This window comes from Trichocoleus sp. FACHB-90 (assembly GCF_014695505.1).
Classification (GTDB): domain Bacteria; phylum Cyanobacteriota; class Cyanobacteriia; order Cyanobacteriales; family FACHB-T130; genus Funiculus; species Funiculus sociatus.
In genome coordinates this window covers 30,112-51,536 of record NZ_JACJOK010000089.1, presented here as the reverse complement: position 1 = coordinate 51,536, position 21,425 = coordinate 30,112, and the positions used below count along the sequence as shown (strand labels likewise).

The following is a 21,425-nucleotide window of genomic DNA, read 5'->3' as shown; positions in this document are numbered from 1 at the left end:
CCTGGCTTAAAATGGTTATCTATAAAGGAATCTAAACCTAAACATAAGAATTATTTATTGCTTTTCTAAAAATCAAGCCACAACTCTCAGGTAATACCATCATCTCAGAGGAAATCTCTTGAACATCAGCTTTTGGTCGCAGCAGAGTGGCCCCATCCTCACCTTAGTAACGATCGCTATCATTGAGCTACTGTCCCAGACTGTATTTTCCATTCCCAACCCAGCTCCAATTTACCTCACCAGTGTAGTATATGCTACATTCAGCGGCAGTTTCCCCTCTGGGTGGATCAGTGCGACGATTACGCTAGTTTATGCTCTCTGGTTCTTTTCTACACCCGGTGAACTATTTCACTACGCAGATGCCAACGCACACAGCGTACTTGTTTTAGCTTTAACGACACCCGCGCTGGTGCTGATGGTTGGTTTCCTGAAACACAGAGTAGAGAAGGCTGTGCAGCTAGAGACAGCAAATACCATTCTCCAACAGCAGCTGGTTGAGATGCAGCAGGTGGAGGTAGAACTGCGAAATGCAAACGATCGCTTTCATCTGGCAGCCGAGGCAGTTAATGGTATTATTTACGACTGGGATATTACTAAAAATTACGCAGAAAGAACCAAAGGGCTGACCGAGGTTTTAGGGTATCAACTCCCAGAAGCTGAAGCTACCCCTGAGTGGTGGGCAGAGCGCATCCATCCGGAGGATAGAGAGCGAGTACAAGAGGAAATTAAGCAAGCGCTTGCTCTAGAGAGCAGTTTTACTATCGAGTATCGGGTTTGCCATAAAAGCGATCGCTACCTGTATGTTTGGGATAGAGGGCTAATCGTCAGAGATGCCTCTCACGCGGCGGTGCGAGTAGTCGGCTGCACCTTGGATATAAGCGATCGCTTCCACGCAACTATGGAACGTGATCGCCTGCTGGAACAATTAGAAACCGAACGCGCCCTCTTAGAAGCAGTTTTGCAACAAATGCCAGCAGGTGCAATAGTTGCCGAAGCACCGTCAGGAAAGCTAATTTTGGGCAACGACCAGGTAGATCGGATTTGGCGGCATCCTTTCTTAACATCTGCGAACATTCAGGAGTACCACGAATACAAAGGCTTTCATCCGGATGGGCGTTCCTACGAGCCGCAAGAGTGGCCTCTGGCGCGTTCCATAAGCACTGGCGAAGTGGTGATGGAAGAGGATATTGAAGTCTTACGTGGCGACGGTACGCGGGGTACGATGCGCGTCAGCTCCTCCCCAGTGCGATCGCGTACTGATGCCATTGTCGCCGGCGTAGTTATTTTCTCCGACATCAGCGATCGCAAACGCAACAAAGCGCTGATGAAGGCGCAAAACACCGTTTTAGAAATGATTGCCAGCGGCGCTCCCCTTTCCCAAGTGCTGGATGTCTTGACTAGATTAATTGAAGAACAATCCGATGGGGCGCTTTGTTCTATCCTACTACTGGACAAGGAAGGGAAAAAACTATTTTTCGCTGCTGCCCCCAGCCTCCCAGAAAGCTATCAACAGGTAATTGCTGATGGTCTTCCCATCGGTGAAAACGCTGGAAGTTGCGGAACTTCGGCTTATAGACGGGAGCCTGTGATTGTATCCGACATTGCCAACGACCCCCTATGGGCAGGATTCAGCCATGTTGCCTTGTCTCACGGACTCCAGGCTTGTTGGTCACTCCCCATATTTGCCACACAAGGAGAAGTCTTAGGCACCTTCGGGATGTATTATCGCACGCCGCGATCGCCCAATTCCCAAGAATGGAAACTAATCGAGATATCAGCTCATTTAGCAGCTATCGCCATTGAGCGCCAGCGTTCCCAAGAGGCACTGGTAAAGAGCGAGGCACGGTTTAGGCGTTTGGCTGAATCTAATATTCTCGGCGTAATTGTCGCCGATTTTAGCGGCAACATTACTGATGCTAACGATGCCTTTTTGCAAATGGTGGGCTACACGCGGGAGGAATTTAATCAAGGGAAAGTGCGTTGGGATACCATGACACCGCCAGAATATCTTCCACTAGATGAGGAGAAAATTTTGGAACTGCAAGCGTCTGGAAGTTCTACTTCTTGGGAAAAAGAATATATTTGCAAAGACGGCTCGCGCATTTCTATTTTGGTCGGTATCGCCCTTTTAGAGGAACCTGAAAATACTTGTGTCTGCTTTGTACTCGACTTAACTGAGCGCAAGTTGTTAGAGGAAAGCTTGCGACAACAGGCACAAGACTTAGAACAAGCAAATCGCATCAAAGATGAGTTTCTAGCTGTAGTTTCCCACGAACTGCGGACACCTTTAAACGCCATGCTCGGCTGGGCGACTCTACTGCGTAGCCGCAAGTTTAACGAAGAAACAACGTCACGGGCGCTGGAAACAATTGAACGCAATGCCAAATCACAAGTGAAACTGATTGAGGATATATTGGATGTCTCGCGCCTGATGCAAGGGAAAATCCGCCTAAATATCTGCCCTGTTGAACTGAAGCCACTAATTGAAGCTTGTATTAATACTGTTCTGCCTTCCTGCGAAGCGAAAGGGATAATTTTAGAGTCGGTCATAGGCCCGGTTGCTGGCTTTGTTTCCGGCGATGCAGAACGCTTGCAGCAAATTATTTGGAATTTACTTGCCAATGCCATCAAGTTTACCAGCGAGGGCGGTCGCGTGACAGTGGAATTGTCAGTAGTTAAGGAAGAGTTAGCAAGTTCTAACAAGTTGACAACATTGCCACGTTTAAATGTGACAACGGGAACCGAAGAGTTGTCAAGCTATCAAGTTGCAGGGTTGGCAAGTTCTAACAACTTGACAACATTGCCACGTTTAAACGTGACAACGGGAACCGAAGAGTTGTCAAGTTCTCAAGTTGCAGGGTTAGCAAGTTCTAACAACTTGACAATCCCATCGGACAACCTTCAAACACCAATAAACTACTACGCTCAAATTCAGATAAGTGACACAGGGATTGGTCTTAGCCCAGAATTTCTACCTTTCATCTTCGAGCGCTTCCGGCAAGCTGATAGTACCACTACGCGATCGCACTCCGGTTTAGGGTTGGGTTTAGCCATTGTCCGCCAGCTGGTGGAACTTCACGGTGGCACCATTAAGGCTACAAGTCCCGGAGAAGGGCTAGGATCTACATTTACAGTGAAGTTACCACTCCAAGAAAGGGGACTCTTGACTAGGGACAAGCAGGATTTCCCAATCTCCAATTCCCAATCCCCAGTTTCCCTCAAAGGTTTGCAGATACTTGTGGTGGATGATGAAGCGGACACCCGTGAATTTCTCACCACAGCCATAACACAATACGGCGGCAAGGTACTAGCTGTAGCATCGACAAGAGAGGCTCTAAAAGCACTGGAACAATTCCAGCCAAATGTCCTTGTCAGCGATATCGGAATGCCCCTAGAAGATGGCTATTCCCTGATTCGGCAAGTAAGGAGCCGTTTGGGAAAACAGCAGTTGCCAGCACTAGCCCTGAGTGCTTATAGCACCGAGACAGATAGCAAACGAGCGATCGCGGCGGGTTTCCATCAACACCTTGCCAAACCAGTCGATGCTACCGAATTAGTAGAAGCGATCGCCAAGCTTCTGCCTTAGAGGATGAGATGCTTAGACCGTGGAGATACTCCTATTTATTGGGACTTGGAGCCGAATTGCACTGATTTATGCCCTGAACTAAAGTTCAAGGCTCAAAGCTAAAACCCGTTAAAACGGGTTGAAAAGCTTATCTAGTAAGCTTTACCTTACTTTAGCTTCTCGCTGTGGAATTTATTTCCAGGCTCTTAAGTAATTTATGGGGATGCTGGCGGGGATAAAACCAACTTTTGACATTTCGGGGACACTCTCTTAGCCGCATTGCAATATAAATTAATAGTTTTTATCTATAGTCTGCTATCAATTGTAACTATCTCTAAAGATAGATTTATGCTGCATTAGATGCCTTTTACCTTTAACCTTTAGGGTTTAGGCTGAAGGCAATAACTATGCGATCGCCTTTATTTAGATTCACAATGGAGGAAGATACGAAAAAGCAAGATATGCGAATACATCGGGATGAACTAGGCTACGGCGTTGCGGTATCGATTTGTACTTTGATTGTGCTAGCGCTATGGCCCGATCTCTTAACAAATCTGTTGGTAGGAAACGGTTTTATCCCACATGGACATTGTTACTTGTGGAAACCACAATTGGTATGGCTCCACGTAGCGTCAGATTTTCTGATCGGGCTTGCCTATGTTTCGATTTCCGGAACTCTAGGCTATTTAATCTACAAAGCCCGCCGAGACATCCCCTTTTATTCAGTGTTCTTGGCATTTGGATTATTTATCATTGCCTGCGGTGCCACACATTTTATGGAAATCTGGACGTTGTGGCACCCGATGTATTGGCTATCGGGAAGCATTAAATTAATTACTGCCATCGTATCGGTAACTACAGCCTTATTACTGCCGCCGTTAGTTCCTCAAGTAATCGCACTGGTTGCAGCCGCCAAAACCTCAGATGAGCGCAAACTGCAACTAGAAACCGCCAACCAAGAGCTAGAGACACTTTACCAAAAACTCAAAGAACTCGACCAGCTAAAAACTCAGTTTTTCGCCAACGTCAGCCACGATTTGCGAACACCACTAACGTTAATTTTAGGCCCAACCGAGAAGCTATTAGCGGACTCCCAAAGCACGAGCATTGAGCAGCGTCACAACCTAGAAGTCGTAAACCGCAACGCCCAAATCTTGCTCAAGCGTGTCAACGATTTGCTCGACGTTTCCAAGCTAGAAGCGGGGAAAATGGAGATCAACTACGCTCCAACTGACGTAGCGCAATTGGTAAGGCTGACAGGGGCATACTTTGAGATTCTTGCACAAGAGCGAAAAGTAGCTTTTTCGCTGGAGACACCCGCATCCCTACAGGCGAATGTAGACGCTGATAAGTTACAGCGCATCTGTTTTAACCTGCTTTCCAACGCCTTTAAGTTCACTCCTTTAGGTGGCAGTATTCGCTGCATTCTGGCGGAATCAGTAGTCACCTCGTCAAGTGGTCAGGTTAAATTTTCAGGTTCTAACAACTTAACAACATTCCAACCTAACAACCTTAAAACACCAACAGACTGTTTTATCCTTACCATTCAAGACAGCGGTTTAGGAGTGCCGTTGGAACTACGCGAGGTAATTTTCGAGCCATTCCGTCAGAGAAATTTAGGTTCCAATCAACTGTTTGGCGGCACAGGACTGGGACTCGCCATTGTCAAGGAGTTTGTAGAACTGCACGGTGGAACTATTACAACTGGCGATGCTCCCGGAGGCGGGGCGATTTTTACTGTCTGCGTACCAAAAACAGCATCTAATGGGGTTCTTAGTATTGGGGCAAAAGAGTTAGGCGAAAATACTAAATTTATCGACAACGTTACTACAGAAAATTCAAACCAAACTACCACAATGGATGGTGAGTTTTGCGGACTGGCGACTGGGGATGAGGGACAAGGGACTGGGGACAAGGGACTAGAGACTACCGACAGGCGACAAGATAAAACTTTTTCCTCTTCCCCAATCCCCAATCCCCAATCCCCAATCCCCAATCCCCAATCCCCAATCCCCAATCTCCAATCCCCAATCCCCAATCCCCAATCCCCACTGGTATTGGTAGTTGAAGACAATCCGGAAATGAACCAGTTCATTGCCGAAACCTTAGCAGGAAAATATCGCGTAGTTACTGCCAGAAATGGACATGAGGGATTGGAGAAAGCGATCGCTCTTTCTCCCGATTTAATCCTCACAGATGTGATGATGCCCCACCTGAACGGCGAACAGATGGTGCGGAAAGTAAGATCCATTACTGCACTGGATGGCATCCCGATTATCCTTCTGACTGCCAAAGCTGACGACAAGCTAAAAGTGCAGATGTTGCGAGAAGGCGCTCAAGATTACCTGATGAAACCCTTCCAAATTGAGGAATTACAGGCAAGGGTGGACAATGCGATCGCTATTAAACAGGTTCGCGAGGTACTACAAAGCGAATTGCAAATTCTTGATGGAGATGTAGCGGTATTAGCAAACGAAGTCGCCAACCGCAAACGCGAACTGCAAAAAGCCAATGATGAATTAGAAATTCGAGTCACCGAAAGAACCCGCGAACTACTAGCAGCTAACGAACTGCTGAAAGCAGAAATCGCCTCTCACTCTTTAGCAGAGGAGTCTCTAAGAGCCAGCGAGAAACGCTTCCGCAGTTACTTTGAACTTCCTCTAGTCGGTATCGCCATCACTTCACCAGAAAAAGGCTGGCTAGAAGTAAACGATAAATTGTGCGAGTTTTTAGGCTATTCTCGGCAAGAACTCAGGGAGGTGACTTGGGAAGATTTAACTCATCCCGATGATTTGCAGTCTGATCTGGATCAGTTCAACAAAGTCTTAGCAGGCGAAACTGAAGGCTATTTGCTTGATAAGCGGTTTATCCGCAAAGATGGTACTGTCATTCACACCAGCATCTCGATTCGCTGCGTTCGTCGTGCTGATAAGTCGATTGATTACTTTATAGCAGTCCTTCAAGACATCACTCTGGCTCTTCAGGCTCTTGAGTCCCTGCGCCAGAGCGAATCTACTCTCCGCAGCTTCTTCGATAGCGCTCCTCTGATGATGGGGATTGTGGAGCTTGTGGATGATGATATCTTGCACATTTCTGATAATCCCACCAGCTCGAAGTTGTTTGAGACAACACCAGAGGCAATGCGAAACCAAAAAGCTAGCAGTTTGGGAGTACCACCGAAATATCTGCGCTTGTGGTTTCATCAATACCAGTTGGCTCAACGCAGCCAAGCTCCTGTACGCTTTGAATATCCTCACAAGATTGGGAGAAATAAGAAGTGGCTATCAGCAACAGTCTGCCCAATCGAGGTATCAACGCTGGCGCGTCCAAGATTTGCTTATGTGGTGGAGGACATCACCAACCGCAAGCAAGCTGAGAAAGAACGGCTCCAGCTCTCCCTTGAACATGAGGCTCGCGTTCAAGCCCAGGAACAGCAGCAGCGTTATCAGCTGATGGCTGAAACTGTGCCGCAGATAGTATGGACAGCAGGCCCGGATGGCGCAGTCGATTACTTCAACCAGCGCTGGACTGACTATACAGGAATGACACTGGAAGAAAGCCTTGGCTGGCAGTGGCAGCCAGTGCTGCATCCAGACGACCGGAACCAGAATATTGAGCGTTGGTTGAGTGCTGTTGATACAGGCGAGACTCACGAAATTGAATGTCGCTTTAAGAGGGCATCGGACGGGACTTACCGCTGGCATTTGATTCGGGCGATGCCGATACGCGATCGCAATGGTTGGGTTGTCAAGTGGTTTGGAACTTGTACGGATATTGACGATCAAAAGCGAATCCTTTCATCAATGCGGTTTTTAGCGGACGCTACTGTGGTGCTGACCTGTTCGCTGGATTATCACGCTACCCTGCAACGGCTTGTGCAACTGGTAGTGCCACATTTAGCTGACTGGTGTACTGTTCACATAAAATCGGCTGATGGCTCCCTGCGCCTGCTTGAGGTCGCGCACGTTGACTCAGAACGAGTGCAGCAAGCATGGGAAGTAGAGAAGCGCTACCCGTGTGACCCACAAATGCAGCATGGTTTGGCAAAGGTGATGCAGACTGGTGTGGCGGAACTTGTGCCGGAAATTCCCGACTCGCCGCCCGATGCGATCGCTGGCGATGAAAACTTTTGCTCATTTTGCAATATGGGTTTCAAATCCTATATGTGCTTACCTTTGGTTGCTCGTGGTACTACCCTTGGCGCAATTACCTTTCTAACTGCCGAATCAGGTCGCCAATACAATGAAGCTGACCTCGCTTTGGCATCGGAACTCACCCACCGGGCGGCAATGGCAGTGGACAATGCCCGACTTTACCAGGAAGCTCAAGAAGCAAGTCGCATGAAGGACGAGTTTCTAGCAATTATTTCTCACGAGTTGCGAACGCCAATCAACTCGGTGCTGGCATGGGCGCAAATGCTCAAGACTCGCAAGTTGAATGAGGCAAAGACGAATATAGCTCTGGATACTATTGAGCGCAATGCTAAGGCACAGACCCAGCTGATTGAGGATTTGTTGGATGTGTCACTGATGATTCGGGGTAATTTGTCAATAGATCGTCGCCCTGTTGACCTAAAAACGGTGATTCAGGTGTCGCTTAATACTTTGCTCGCCTCGGCGCAGGCAAAAGGAGTTGAGATTGAGACGATACTCGACTCGGCTGGCAAACGTGTGGAAGGCGATTCCACCAGATTGCAGCAAGTTTTCTCGAATCTGATATCTAATGCCATCAAGTTTGCAACTGGGGGCGATCGCGTGACGGTGCGATTGTCGGTGGAGAATGAACCAGAGCAACAAACAACTAAGTATGCTCAAATTCAGGTAAGCGACACGGGAGTAGGCATTAGTGCAGAATTTTTGCCTCATGTCTTTGATTTGTTCCGTCAGGCTGATAGTTCAATAACGCGATCGCATGGCGGACTGGGACTCGGTTTGGCAATTGTCCGCTATTTGGTAGAACTGCATGGCGGTACTGTGACCGCCCAAAGTCCCGGTGTTGGGCAAGGAGCAACATTTACTGTGCTGTTACCACTCCAAGAAACCAAGGAAGTAAGGGAAGGGGGAATTACACGTACTGGAACAAGAGGAAGCGATTTTGAAAGCACCAGCATTGGTGAAAGCAGTGCTGGTACTTTCACCAATCGCCGCCAGATATGCTAGTTAGTGATGTTGGAAGGCTATGCCTTGATTCGTCAGGTGCGACACTCTTAAGCCGAGTTACTAGCAGGGGTAGCAAGTTTTGTCAAAAAATGAAAAATCCAAAATTAAGAATTAAAAATTAAGAAGGCTTGCTGTTGAATTTTTAATTCTTATGGATAATCTCCACTGGCTTGAGGAAATTAAATCAATCGACCGGACGCTGGTGGGAGACAAAGCCTTCTTCTTGAGCAGAGTCATGCAGCGTGGCTATCCGGTTGTCCCCGGTTTTGTGGTTCCGGCGATCGCTACCCATGAATTTCTCGAAAGCGTCGAATGGTCAGAACCGCTTGGCTTGGATTTACCTTATTCTTCGCTACATCTGGATGTGGATAATCCCAAACAGTTGCAGCATCTCGCCCAAAAAATTCGTCAAGAAATTACCACTGCTGCTTTACCGGAGTCTTGGCTGGAAAACATAAACTCCGCACAAGAGCGTTGGCATTCCCCAGTGTTGATTTTACGCCCCTCTCTAGCATTAGTGGGAAGTTCGGCATCCGTACTCCGAACAAGCAACTGGTCGCTAGTACAGGAGTCTGGACTTTTAGAATCTCATACTTGTCTCGCGTCGCCAGAGGCTTTGGCTGCGGGGCTGAAACTAAGTTGGGCGGAACTGTTCCGCGCCCGAAGTTTATTTTATTGGCAGTCTTCTGGGATTCAGGTAACTCAGATAAATCTGGGAATTTTAGTGCAACCGCTGATGGAAGCGATCGCTTCTGGTACTCTGCACGTCTTACCCGAACTTTGGGAAATTCAGGCAACTTGGGGTATGGGGAAGGCGTTGTTTCGCGGCGAGGTGGTTCCAGATTCCTACCAAGTGCAACCAGAAACGGGTGAAGTGCAAACCCGCAACTTGGGAATTAAAACCCGTGCCTATCGAGTTAAACAATACTCTACAGACGGGTTTGAAAACAGCACCGACAGTGTTCAGGTGGCAGTAAAGGCTTATGTCGCTGGGTTGATGGCTGATGAAGGTCTAGAGCCTTATCTTCTGGACGAGGAGCAACAAAAAAATTACGCTTTGTCAGAAAAGAACTTAAATGATCTGATAAACCTGGCAAGGCAATTAAAGGCTGAACTCGGGCCAGCTTTTTCTCTGGAGTGGATAATTTCTCCCCATGTAAATGAAGGCGACAAGCTTTATCTTACGCAAGTAAGCATTCAGCAGGCAGCAGTCAACTTGAGGGAGTCGGAAGTCCGAGATAGGCAACCAGCAGTTAGCAGTGATTCATCTATGGCTTCATTCAATTCACGGCCAGCTGTTCATTCTTTATCTTCCCGCTCATCCCCGACTAGCCACAACCCACTGGAAGGCGATCGCGTTGTGGGGACATCTGGGCTAACACCTACAGCATCACAGCAGCAGCACTCAATTAAGGGACTAGCAGCGGCGGCGGGACAAGCGATCGCGATCGCCCACGTATTAACAGAGAACCATCACACGCAGTGGTCACAAGCAGATGGAGTTTCATTACCAGCAGTTAGCGGCAAGATTTTAGTTACCAAAAACATCACTCCTGATTTGCTTCCCCTGCTACGACAAGCTGCGGGGGTGATCGCTGAACAAGGTGGAATGACTTGTCACGCTGCGATTGTTGCCAGAGAACTGGGTATTCCAGCTGTAGTTGGCGCTATCGGTGCTAGACAGCTGATTCAAAGTGGTGACTCGGTGCTACTTGATGGCGATCGAGGAGAAGTATATCGCCTTAGCGATGAAGAGTCATTAGTGATTAGTCAAAAGCCGTTAGCTAAACAACCGCCAATTCCGAATTTCCAATTCCCCATTGCTACTCAACTATTAGTCAACCTGAGTCAGCTAAGTAGTATTGAGCGTGCAGCGAATCTTCCTGTCGATGGAGTCGGCTTACTACGTTCAGAATTGCTGGTGCTGGACTTACTGGAGGGACAACACCCCCACCGTTGGTTACAACAGGGGCGCGATCGCGAATTAGTCGGGCTTTTGTCCCAAAAGTTGTGTGAGTTTGCTGCTGCTTTTGCGCCGCGTCCGGTATTTTACCGTTCTCTGGATTTGCGATCGCACGAATTTCTCTCTCTAATCGGTTCTCGTCAAGTACGAGCCGAAGCCAATCCGATGCTAGGGAACAGGGGAACCTTCAGCGCCACTTCTGACCCCGCCTTGTTCGATTTGGAAATGGCAGCTTTAGCCAGCGTACAGCAGTCTGGCTATACCAATATGCACTTGCTCTTGCCTTTTGTCCGCACCGTTGAGGAGTTTTCCTTCTGTCGCCAGCGCGCGATCGCAGCTGGGTTAACTGAATCTGCCCAATTTCAACTCTGGATCATGGCTGAGGTGCCGTCTGTTTTGTTTCTGCTAGCAGATTACGTCAAAGCAGGCTGCATGGGCATCTCTATTGGCTCTAACGATCTCACTCAGCTGCTTTTAGGAGTTGACCGCGAACACGCACAGATGGCGAGTGCGTTTGATGAGCGTCATCCAGCAGTGATTCAAGCGATCGCGCAACTCATCGCTGGGGCAAAACAAGCAGGTATTCCCTGTTCTATTTGTGGTCAAGCTCCAGCTCAATATCCAGAATTGATTGACCAGCTAGTACAGTGGGGTATTACTTCAATTTCCGTGGAACCGGATGCAGTTGAAAGGACATATAACGCGATCGCTCGTGCTGAACAACGCTTGATTCTAGAAGCCGCCCGTCGTCAACTTGGGTAGTTTGTGGAAGAGTTGGAGGGAGCATCCCGTATTTGCAAATCGCCCACAGGCTGGAAGTCTCGATGCTCCACAAACAACGCCCGCCGACCCAGCCCCAATTAAGTCCGCGCAGGCGGACTTTGTTTGTGTAGCCGCGATTTTCTTTTCTCCTGGTATTTTTGCTGCCTAACCAGTAGCTTTAAAACCGCAAAATTGCGGCTACTTGAGCTTCATCTGGCACTTTTTCCGGTTCCACAGCATAAACTGTGCCACCATTTAAAAGCGTATGCACGGCAGTAAAATCCACCATATCCTCATCATCCGGCTGTGGTTCCGGAGGGCAACTAAAAAAGCTCTACTGAATTTCATTACGGAGTTGGCAAGAGTTAGCAAAGCTACTAACCCTCACCTTGCTAACCCGAAAGCATGGCTTTTTTGAATTCGCCAACAGAGTCGTAATTTACGCGAACACTTCTTTTTTACCCAAACTCCAATACTAATGGGCGTGTCTTCGCTAGATCTACCCCTTCTAAACGGTCAAGCTTTTTCTACCATTGGGCAGGGGCTTCAGCTTGGAAATTTTTTTACGCTTGTTATGTGCAAAACCTGCTTTTATCTCTCTTTAATTTCACCTTAATAAATAATATGAGCTTCCTTTCGATCGAAGAACTGAAAGAACTCGTCGAACAGCCGCAAGGGCTATGTGTATCGATCTACATGCCGACCGTGCAGCTTGGGTCAGAAATTCAGCAAAACTCTGTCCGCTTTAAGAATCTCATTCGGCAGGCAGAAGCAGAGATAGGAAAATACGAATCACCTCCGGCTAATCCAGAGCAATTTCTTCAACCCGCGATTGAGTTGGATGAAGATGACTTTTGGCAGCATCAGGACGCAGGTTTAGCTTTATTCATTTCAGAAGGATTCTTCCGCTTCTATCGTGTGCCGATCGACATGATTGAATTGGTGGTCGTGAACACTAGCTTTCATCTCAAACCGTTAATTCCGCTGTTGAGCGGAGATAACCGCTTCTATATTCTCATGCTTGGTCAGCGCGATGTGCGGCTTTTGGAAGGCAATCGCTATGGCATGACCCGTGAAGTTGAAATCGAAGGCTTGCCGAAGAGTATGGATGAAGCCTTGCAGTATGACGAAGAAACGTCGAAAGATGAACAGCGACGCCAGGGCGCGGGCGCAGGTCGTTCAGCTTTGCAAGCGGGTGGTTCCTATCACGGACATGGCGGCGGGCGTGAAAACGTCAAAGAAGAGTTGCTGCGATATTTTTATCTAGTGGATAAAAGCTTGCATGACTTCTTTCGCAATCGTCGATCACCACTTGTGCTAGCTGGGGTTAACTATTTACTGCCGATTTACCAAGAGGCGAATACCTACAATTTCATTGTGGAAGAAGGAATTCAACACAACACAAAGGAGCAAACAGCACAAGAACTTCATGCAGAAGCCTGGGCGATCGTGGAGCCGCTATTTCAATTAGATCAGCAAAAAGCGATTAATTACTATCATGAGTCGATCGCCGCTGGCAAAGGATCAAACGACTTGGACGAAGTCATTCAAGGCGCGTTTTATGGTCGTGTAGAACAGCTTTTTGTTCCGGTCGGTGTGCAAAAATGGGGACATTTTGATCCTGACTCAATGGAGATTGAAAGGCACAATGAGGCTCAACCGGGCGATGAAGATTTGCTGAATGCAGCAGCAATTCAAACAATCTTTCATGGGGGAACGGTGTACACCGTTGAACCAGGAGCAGTGCCGGATGAGGCACCTGTTGCAGCAGTCTTTCGCTACTAATTGGCCTAATGTTAGGTGGATGCCTAAGCTAGGAAGTCACCCTCCTGGCTCGGCTACAAAACCGTGCATGAATCGTTAGATTCACACAGCTCCTCAATGATTTGGTGCTTGTCAAACACACCGATAAATTCTGAGTTAGAAGGGATTACGGTTGAAGTGACTTCCAGAAAATAAAATATACACTTCCTAAGAATGATAATCATTGTTTGGGGTGGGATAGGCTGCCAACGGCAGCCTATCCCACCCCAATTTGTAGTAAATTCAATCAGGGCTTGACGAACTATTTTTGTATTTTACAGAATCAAAAGTAACGAGTGATTTTATCGTTGATATTTTAGCAGATTTTTGGGAATCAGAAAGTTGGCGATTTCCCGAAATAAAAAGTCTGCTTATTAATCAAGATAATGCAGGAGAAAATAATTCTCGGCGTACACAATTTATGAAACGCATAGTTGAATTTTCTCAGAAATATCAACTGAATTTACGTTTAGCTTACTACCCTCCCTATCATATGAGAAGCAAATCAAGCGTTTAACTGATTCAACTCATGAAACTTTCCCGGATTTAGGGAAATCGTTTATTGATATTCACTATGGAGCAACATAGGTTTAAAAAATAGTTATTAAACTTTTCTATCTTCTAATTAATAATCAAATAGCACTCTTCAGTCAAGCCAGGAAAGTGTAGATTTTTCATGGGTATTTGGGGAGGTCAAGGGTTGCCGTTGGCAACCCTTGACCTCCCCATTATAATGATTATCATTTTTAATAGCTGTATATTTTATTTCTTGGAAGTCCCCAAAGTTTTTAGTTGATCGGTGGACAATATGGTCATATTATTCAGCTCCTTTGGAGGGTATCGCTCAAAGGACAACACAAACTGACAAATTCCAATAACAAGCCGCCCTTAAAGGGAATAATTGTAGTGGCGGCAGATAATTCCTAAAATGCCATCAGCCTAAGTTCATTTCACGTCAACACTGATACTTATTCATCTTTCTTTTGACAGGAAATCTCGTTTTCTCTTTCTCCCGGCTTACACCATCTACCATCACCAACAGCAATCAAATGAAACAGCGGCAAGTAATTGGACTGCTACCAGCAGGAGGACAAGCAACGCGAATTTCCCCTTTACCAGTTAGCAAAGAATTGTATCCAATTGGATTTCGCCGCGTGGAGGATAACAGCTTACGCCCCAAAGTCGTTTGCCATTACCTACTGGAAAAGATGCGGCTGGCAGGTATTACCAAGGCTTACACCGTGTTGCGTCCGGGTAAGTGGGATATTCCTGCCTACTTTGGCGATGGCACCATGCTAAACATGAACATGGGCTATTTAATTATCAGTTTGCCTTTCGGCGCGGCTTACACTTTGGATCAAGCCTATCCCTTTGTGCAAGATGCTGTTGTAGCAATGGGTTTTCCTGACATTCTTTTTCAGCCGGATGATGCTTTTGTGCGGTTACTCGCACGCCTTGAGGCTAGTAATGCGGATGTTGTCTTGGGATTATTCCCTACTGAAGAGCCGCAAAAAGCTGGTATGGTTGATTTTGATGCCGCCGGACGAGTATACAAGGTGATTGAAAAACCACCACAGAGTCAACTGCGATATATGTGGGGTATTGCAGTTTGGACACCAGCTTTTACACAGTTTATGCACGAGCATCTGGCTGCTATCCAGGCACTTAGTAGTTTAGTACCACAGCTAGAGTTACCGATTGGGGATGTGATTCAGGCTGGAATTGACAATGGTTTGCGGGTAGAAGCAGAGGCGTTTCCAGAGGGGACATATTTGGATATTGGCACGCCACCGGATTTAGTTCGTGCAGTTCGCCTCTTTGCTGCTGAGGAAATTTAAGCCAGTTACTGATAACTGCTAACTTTCGACTCCTTTGGCGATCGCGATCGCCAAATTATCCCCAAACTGACTTGCTTCATTAGCCAGTACAACAAAGTCACCACCCCAAAGGTGATCAACATAACCAGCAGCGGCCATTTCCCTACTAAATCATCGACTACGCTTGTCAATAAGGCATCTGGTTGGGTAATCAAGTCCCAACTGTTGAAGCGGAGGAATCTTCCTAGAAAGATGCCAACAGCGCTTAGACCGTGCAACGTCAATTCAACTGCAAGAATATATTTACCTAAACCTTGCCGCTGTAAGTAGTAACCCAGGTTAATTATCGATAAAACGTAGGCTTCAAACCCAGCTAGGATAACTAGCAAATACTGGGGAATCAGAATCAGGGTAATCATCCACACCGAGTTGATAGTGCGAATATCGTGAATTAGGTGAATAATATCCGTCAATAGATAGGGAGCATTGGGCAAAAAAGCCACAAAAACGCACAATCCCACCCACCAGATAAGCGATCGCTTTTGGTTGCTGCGAAATAGCCAAACACTCAAAGCCAAAGGAATAAATGCCAAAAATAGATTCCAAGTCATCCAGCGGCTATTGAGACGCAGAACACGCGCTATATTGACCATCCAGTTAATTAGTTCAAATTTCATAGGCGCTTTCTCTCTCCTTGGCTAATCAATAATATTCCCACAGGCTCTTATCCTGGGGCTATACCAGCAAACCTTGACGCGAGCAGGCTTAATTTGTTCGCCCTTGATAGTCGTCAGGCATTTTGCTTTTCCCCAGTATAGCTACTGTCTCAAAGTTGACCACACTGCCGCAGAGGAATGTTTATCTCAAATGTTGTCCAACCAGACCCAGATAAACATTTGAGTTGTCCTTTGTGCTTTTCTACTATTATTTGATAGCAGATAGACAAACCTAATCCTGTGCCTTTACCAACTTCTTTTGTTGTAAAAAATGGGTCAAATATTTTATTTATTGTCGCCTCTTTTATACCTATTCCATTATCTGATATTCTAATTTGAACCCGATTATTATCTAAAAGTTTAGTGCTGATATTCAAAACATAAGCTTCAAGCGTAAAAACTGAATTAGTGTAATTCTCATTAATAAACATTTTACCTTCGTCTTTCATTCTTTGCTCTAAGGCATCAATGGCATTATTAAGTATATTTAAAAATACCTGATTTAGTTCTCCGGGATAACATTCAACCAGGGGTAATTGCCCATATTCTTTAATTACTTCAATGTCTGGATGCCCTGGACGACCTTTGAGACGACGCTGTAAAATCAGCAAGGTACTATCTATCCCTTCGTGGATATTTACTGGCTTCATTTCCGATTCGTCGAGTCGGGAGAAGTTGCGTAAAGAAATAACAATCTGACGGATGCGTTCAGCACCGTTGTGCATAGAAGACAAAACTTTAGGGAGATCGTCGATTATAAAGTCCAGCTCAACTGTCTCACTTACAGCTTGGATTGCTTTTTCTGGTGTGGGATAGTATTTTTGGTAAAGATTTAAAACGTCAATCAGGTTTTGGGCATAGTTGCTGGTATGGAGGATATTGCCGTAGATGAAGTTAATGGGATTATTAATTTCGTGAGCGATACCGCCTACCAACTCTCCCAAACTTGACATTTTTTCGGATTGAATTAATTGCTGCTGGGTTTGTTGAACTAAAAATAGCGATCGCGCTAATTCTTCATTTTTTTGTTCTAACTCCAGCGTCCTCTCGGTCACTTTCTGATCGAGGTTGTGGGCAAGTTCGAGCAATTGTGCTTCTGATTCCAGCAGCGCTTTCTCAATCCTTTTTTGTTTGCTGATGTCTTGAATCGTACCGATGAGGCGAATTATTCTACCTGATGGCTCCTGAATAATCTCACAACTTCCCTGAACAATGCGCTCTTGATTATCAGGTAGAATAATTCGGAAGTCAGTGCTGAAAGGCTGGCTATGAAAAGATGCCGCGTCTAGCAGCTCTTTGAGTCTTTGTCGGTCGTCTGGGTGAACTGAATTTAAGAAGATTTCCACCGTAGGCTCAAAGCCTTTTGGGGAAAAACCCAAGATGCGATAATGTTCATCCGACCACCGCAATTGTTGTCTAACCAGATCCAAATCCCAGCTGCCTAGATGGGCGATGCGTTGGGCATTGGCTAGGCTGTCCTCGCTCTGGCGCAGAGAAACCTCAGCTTGTTTGCGTTCTGTAACTGTTGCCCCCAGAAAGAGGGCAGTAATGGCTTCCACCCCCATGAAGGTTTGCAGAGCCAGGATCGCCTGGTTGATATTATCTGTCTGTCCAATGAAGGGGCCGCTGCCTTTGGAGGCTCCCCAGATGGCGATACTGGAGACGAACAGGGTTGCCAATACGGTGCCGCGTTGACCAAAACGGAAGGCAGCCCAAATGACTAAAGGTAAGGGTAGGTACTCAATCGGGTAGCGATCGCTCACGATTTTGGTGGACGAGCCGAATACTGCCCAGGATATACCCAGCAACATCAAACACAATACTACTGCCTCAATAACTCGTCGGGGCTGTAAGGTTATCTGATGCCAGCGCGATCGCACTCGGCGTTGTTCGCCCCTAAACCAAGTCAATACCAAAGGTGCTAGGATTAACACTCCCATCGCGTCTCCTACCCACCAAGTCCACCAAATTGCGGCAAACTTACTCCAAGTCTCAAACCCGATCCAGCAGAGGATGGTGACACCCAAAGTGGGGCCAATTATTGTGGGCAAAAGCGCGGATAGCGCCACTAATGCTAAAACATCTCGCAGACGCTCAAGTGAGGGATGCAAGCCAATGCGACGAAGCAGTGTAGCACCAGCGATCGCTTGCAAACTGGGGATAAATGCCATTCCCAAAGCCATATACCAAGGTTGTCCCCCCCCAAGCGAAATAAAGAAATCGCCCAGCGCCACTCCAGGCCATATACCTCGACCAAATAAAAAAAGTGCAGCTTGGCTAATCCCTGCCGGTGGAAACAGTGGTGCCGCAGCTGCCGATATGCTGGGAATAGAAAAAACTGTTTTTCCGGTAACAAAGTAGATAGCCGCGAGTACAGCGACGGTGGCTAAGTATCGCCACAACCGAGGTTGGGACATTTTGGATTTTGGATTTTGGATTGGTTTGCACCAAGCTATCATGCCTTTTACGTTACTCGTTCCCTCGGCGAGTGAAGCTTTCGATAGGATTCGCTCCCATCCCCTCGCTTTGAAGATTTATAACATCAGCGAAATAAGAATAACGTAGAAACTAAAGGAAACGAAACACAAGCAGCCTACTGTGATATTCGCCTAGAATCCCTATTAGGAATTAAAAAAATTAAAAATGACAACTTCAATGCAGGATCAGTTGCAGGAGGCGATCGCACCTTACCGCGATCGCGTAGACTATCTAGAAATTCGCTTAGAGCAGAGTGAGTCAACCTCAATTTCCTTTCGCGGCCCTCAATTGGATGCTGTGGATCGCAATTTTACTCTCGCTGGTGGCATTCGCGCCTGTCACAAGGGCGGCTGGAGCTTTGTTACTTTCAATGGTTTAGCCCAGTTGAATGACCGGATAGCTGAGGCGGTTTCTCAAGCCCATCTGGTCGGTAAAGAAACTACTATGTTAGCCCCAGTTGAGCCAATTCAAGATTATGTGGCGGTTCAGTTAGGGCGCGATCCGCGTGGGGTGAGTCTGGAAGAAAAGCGCCGTAATTTGGCGAAATACAACCAATTGCTGCTGGATTTCGACCCGCGAATTCAGACAACGATGGTGAGTATGAGCGATCGCTTCGGCACTACCTATTTTGTCAATTCCCTCGGCACCTGCATCGCCCAAGAAAGGCTGGATGTTTCCGGCAGATTTGGCGCGATCGCCCGCGAAGAAGGTTCCGTTCCCCGCCAAGGTTTCGAGTCCGTCCACTCCCGCACGGACTATAACATTCTCGAAGGAATTGAAGACCGCGTACTAGGTGCCGCCAAACGCGCTGTCGGGCAGTTAGAAGCAAAATCGGTTAAAGGGGGACAATATACTGTAGTTCTCGACCCCTATCTCGCTGGAGTCTTCATTCACGAAGCCTTTGGGCATCTTTCCGAAGCTGATGGTATCTACGAAAATCCCAAAATGCAAGAATTACTTGCTCTGGGCAAACCTTTAGCTATTAAGCAGTTGAATGTAGTAGATGATGCTACCATGCCCGGTTTACCCGGTTCTCTCAAGTATGACGATGAAGGTGTTCCCGCTCAGCGCAAATATCTAATTAAAGACGGCATCCTCACCCAGCGCCTCCATAACCGCGAAACTGCTGGCAAAATGCAAGAAGCTCCCACAGGCAACGCTAGAGCGCTCAATGCTACTTATCCCCCCATTGTGCGGATGACTAACACTGGCATTGAAACGGGTGAACACTCCTTCCAAGACATGATTAAGGATATTGAGGAAGGTGTTTATGCAGTGCGGATGCTAGGCGGACAAACTAACGGCGAGATGTTCACCTTTGCTGCTGCGGAAGGTTTCATGATTCGCAATGGCAAGTTAGCTGAAAAAGTTAATGATGTCACTCTCAGTGGTAATGTTTTCCAAACTCTCAAAGATATTGAGGCAATTGGTAACGACTCAATTTATGTTAGCGGCGGTTGCGGTAAAGGCGGACAAATGCCGCTTCCTGTAAGCGTCGGTGGCCCTCATCTACGAATCAAAAATGTAGTTGTGGGCGGACGGTAAGAAGGCAAAAGGCAAAAGGCAAAAGTAAAGATTATTTCTTTTGCCTTTTTGGTTTTATATTGATGCGATTACCTGCTCAAATTCTTCTACAGATGCTACGGTAATCGCCCGTTTATGGAGGCTTTTTAGCAGTGCCAGATCATCTATTTCGTTTATGCGATCGCATAAACCTTGTGGCACCGTTTCAAACCGAGTTTCCAAAACTTCGATAATATTCTCACGATGAGCTTGTACCATTCCGTCTATTTCAAACCCAGTGATGTATGGCATCCGATTTTCCTCCTGATAACGCCTCAATTCAGCTCTAAAGCTAAGCTCCAGTCTCGGTAATACCTGAAGTACGGAGAAAACGTCAAGCTGATAGACAACAAAGGGGGATGCCGTAATGCGGCATCCCCCTTCGAGTTTTTTAGCAAGGTATATGGGATGGGTTTCGTGACGGTTACACCCCACTACACCTCCCAAAATGGCAAATTATCACTGCGCTGATGCTATCGGGCTTAGTTGAAGTAGTTGGCTTCTGCTTCCAACTGACGAACTAAGGCTTCGTCACCTTTTGCTCTAGCGACTTCTAAACGATGCTGCAAGCTTTTTTGGATGTTCTCCCGATGAGCCGCCGCTGCATTTTTTCGGTTATCTTGACGTCTTCCGCTCATAATGGACATTCTTTTGGCTCGACTTGAGGTATCTCTTACCTTTTTAATATAGCCTACACTAGGGTAAACGGTAGCCTTTGTTACCGAAAATTCACAAATATCTAGCTAGGGTTATAAGTTGGCTCCTACAAGCGCCAGCGATCGCAGATGCACAAAACCAAAATTCTCACCCTTCTCACTGATTTTGGGTTGAGTGATGTGTATGTGGGGGTGATGAAGGGTGTAATTGCTCAAGTCAACCCAACTCTGAATGTGGTGGATCTGACTCACGACATTCCACCTCAGAACATCGCAGCAGCAAGGTTTTGTCTGATGAGTGCTTACCCGTATTTCCCACCAGGGACGGTGCATATTGCTGTAGTCGATCCGGGGGTGGGGAGTAATCGGAGAGCGATCGCTATTCAATTCGGCGACAGCTTCCTGGTGGGGCCAGATAACGGGATATTTAGTGGCATCATCACAAGTAGCGACGTTACGGCTGTCGAACTCACTAACTCTAGTTATTGGCACACTAGAGAACCCAGCACCACCTTTCACGGGCGAGATATTTTTGCCCCAGTGGGCGCTCATCTTGCCAGCGGCGTTCCCCTAGAACGACTGGGAACAGCAATTAATCCCGAAACCCTGGTGCAGTTGCCCATACCTGAATGCAGCGTTACAGAGGCGGGTTTAGTAGGTTGTATTCAGTATAGCGATCGCTTCGGCAACTTAATTACCAACATTCCCGGTACTCTAGTGCAAGAAAAATCTTGGTTTGTTGAGGTAGATGAATATACCATCCCAGGTATAACAACTTACCATGACAGCCCCCCTGGAAATCTGGTTGCTTTAGTTGGTTCTCATGGTTGGGTAGAAATTGCTGTTAATTGTGGTAATGCTCAGCAGCAACTGCAACTAAACTGGGGAGATGTAGTAGAAGTTATCTTAAGTAAGTAGACATAATTAAACAGCAATAAAGGAA

Annotated in this window: 11 protein-coding genes and 1 pseudogene; 8 read left to right on the top strand and 4 right to left on the bottom strand. The window is 46.8% G+C overall.

The window, feature by feature from the left end:
* Positions 1-118 precede the first annotated feature (118 nt).
* From H6F74_RS30740 to H6F74_RS25880, 6 genes and pseudogenes are all read left to right on the top strand, one after another.
* On the top strand, positions 119-3,586 hold the full coding sequence (locus H6F74_RS30740; RefSeq protein WP_190445002.1) for a PAS domain-containing protein: 3,468 nt from the start codon (positions 119-121) through the stop codon (positions 3,584-3,586).
* A gap of 386 nt (positions 3,587-3,972) precedes the next feature.
* Positions 3,973-8,724, top strand: coding sequence for an ATP-binding protein (locus H6F74_RS29530; RefSeq protein WP_199301642.1), 4,752 nt, complete (start codon positions 3,973-3,975; stop codon positions 8,722-8,724).
* Positions 8,725-8,875: 151 nt separating this feature from the next.
* A complete protein-coding gene (locus H6F74_RS25895; protein ID WP_190445001.1) occupies positions 8,876-11,449 on the top strand; it encodes a putative PEP-binding protein in 2,574 nt (857 codons plus the stop codon).
* 696 nt (positions 11,450-12,145) lie between these two features.
* The gene (locus tag H6F74_RS25890) at positions 12,146-13,234 is read left to right on the top strand and encodes a hypothetical protein (RefSeq protein WP_347269556.1); all 1,089 of its coding nucleotides are present in this window, start codon (positions 12,146-12,148) and stop codon (positions 13,232-13,234) included.
* A gap of 274 nt (positions 13,235-13,508) precedes the next feature.
* Positions 13,509-13,840 (top strand): annotated as a pseudogene (locus H6F74_RS25885) (ISAzo13 family transposase); the annotation flags it as partial.
* Between the two features lie 461 nt (positions 13,841-14,301).
* Entirely contained in the window at positions 14,302-15,090 is a 789-nt protein-coding gene (locus H6F74_RS25880) for a sugar phosphate nucleotidyltransferase (protein WP_190444999.1), read from the top strand.
* A gap of 5 nt (positions 15,091-15,095) precedes the next feature.
* Here H6F74_RS25880 and H6F74_RS25875 read toward each other — a convergent pair whose 3' ends face one another.
* Both H6F74_RS25875 and H6F74_RS25870 read right to left on the bottom strand, forming a co-directional pair.
* The gene (locus H6F74_RS25875; protein ID WP_190444998.1) at positions 15,096-15,746 is read right to left on the bottom strand and encodes a DUF1361 domain-containing protein; all 651 of its coding nucleotides are present in this window, start codon (positions 15,744-15,746) and stop codon (positions 15,096-15,098) included.
* 149 nt (positions 15,747-15,895) lie between these two features.
* Entirely contained in the window at positions 15,896-18,202 is a 2,307-nt protein-coding gene (locus H6F74_RS25870; protein WP_190444997.1) for an MASE1 domain-containing protein, read from the bottom strand.
* Positions 18,203-18,440: 238 nt separating this feature from the next.
* On the opposite strand from H6F74_RS25870, the gene H6F74_RS25865 reads away from it, so the two are divergent.
* A complete protein-coding gene (locus H6F74_RS25865) occupies positions 18,441-19,808 on the top strand; it encodes a metallopeptidase TldD-related protein (protein ID WP_190445104.1) in 1,368 nt (455 codons plus the stop codon).
* 54 nt (positions 19,809-19,862) lie between these two features.
* On the opposite strand, the gene H6F74_RS25860 is transcribed toward H6F74_RS25865, so the two are convergent.
* Entirely contained in the window at positions 19,863-20,078 is a 216-nt protein-coding gene (locus tag H6F74_RS25860) for a hypothetical protein (protein ID WP_190444996.1), read from the bottom strand.
* 230 nt (positions 20,079-20,308) lie between these two features.
* Positions 20,309-20,464: a hypothetical protein gene (locus tag H6F74_RS25855; protein WP_190417777.1), complete on the bottom strand. Its 156-nt coding sequence runs from the start codon at positions 20,462-20,464 to the stop codon at positions 20,309-20,311.
* A gap of 147 nt (positions 20,465-20,611) precedes the next feature.
* Between H6F74_RS25855 and H6F74_RS25850 the strand changes: the two genes are divergently transcribed.
* The gene (locus H6F74_RS25850; RefSeq protein ID WP_190444995.1) at positions 20,612-21,400 is read left to right on the top strand and encodes an SAM-dependent chlorinase/fluorinase; all 789 of its coding nucleotides are present in this window, start codon (positions 20,612-20,614) and stop codon (positions 21,398-21,400) included.
* The last annotated feature ends 25 nt before the right edge of the window (positions 21,401-21,425 follow it).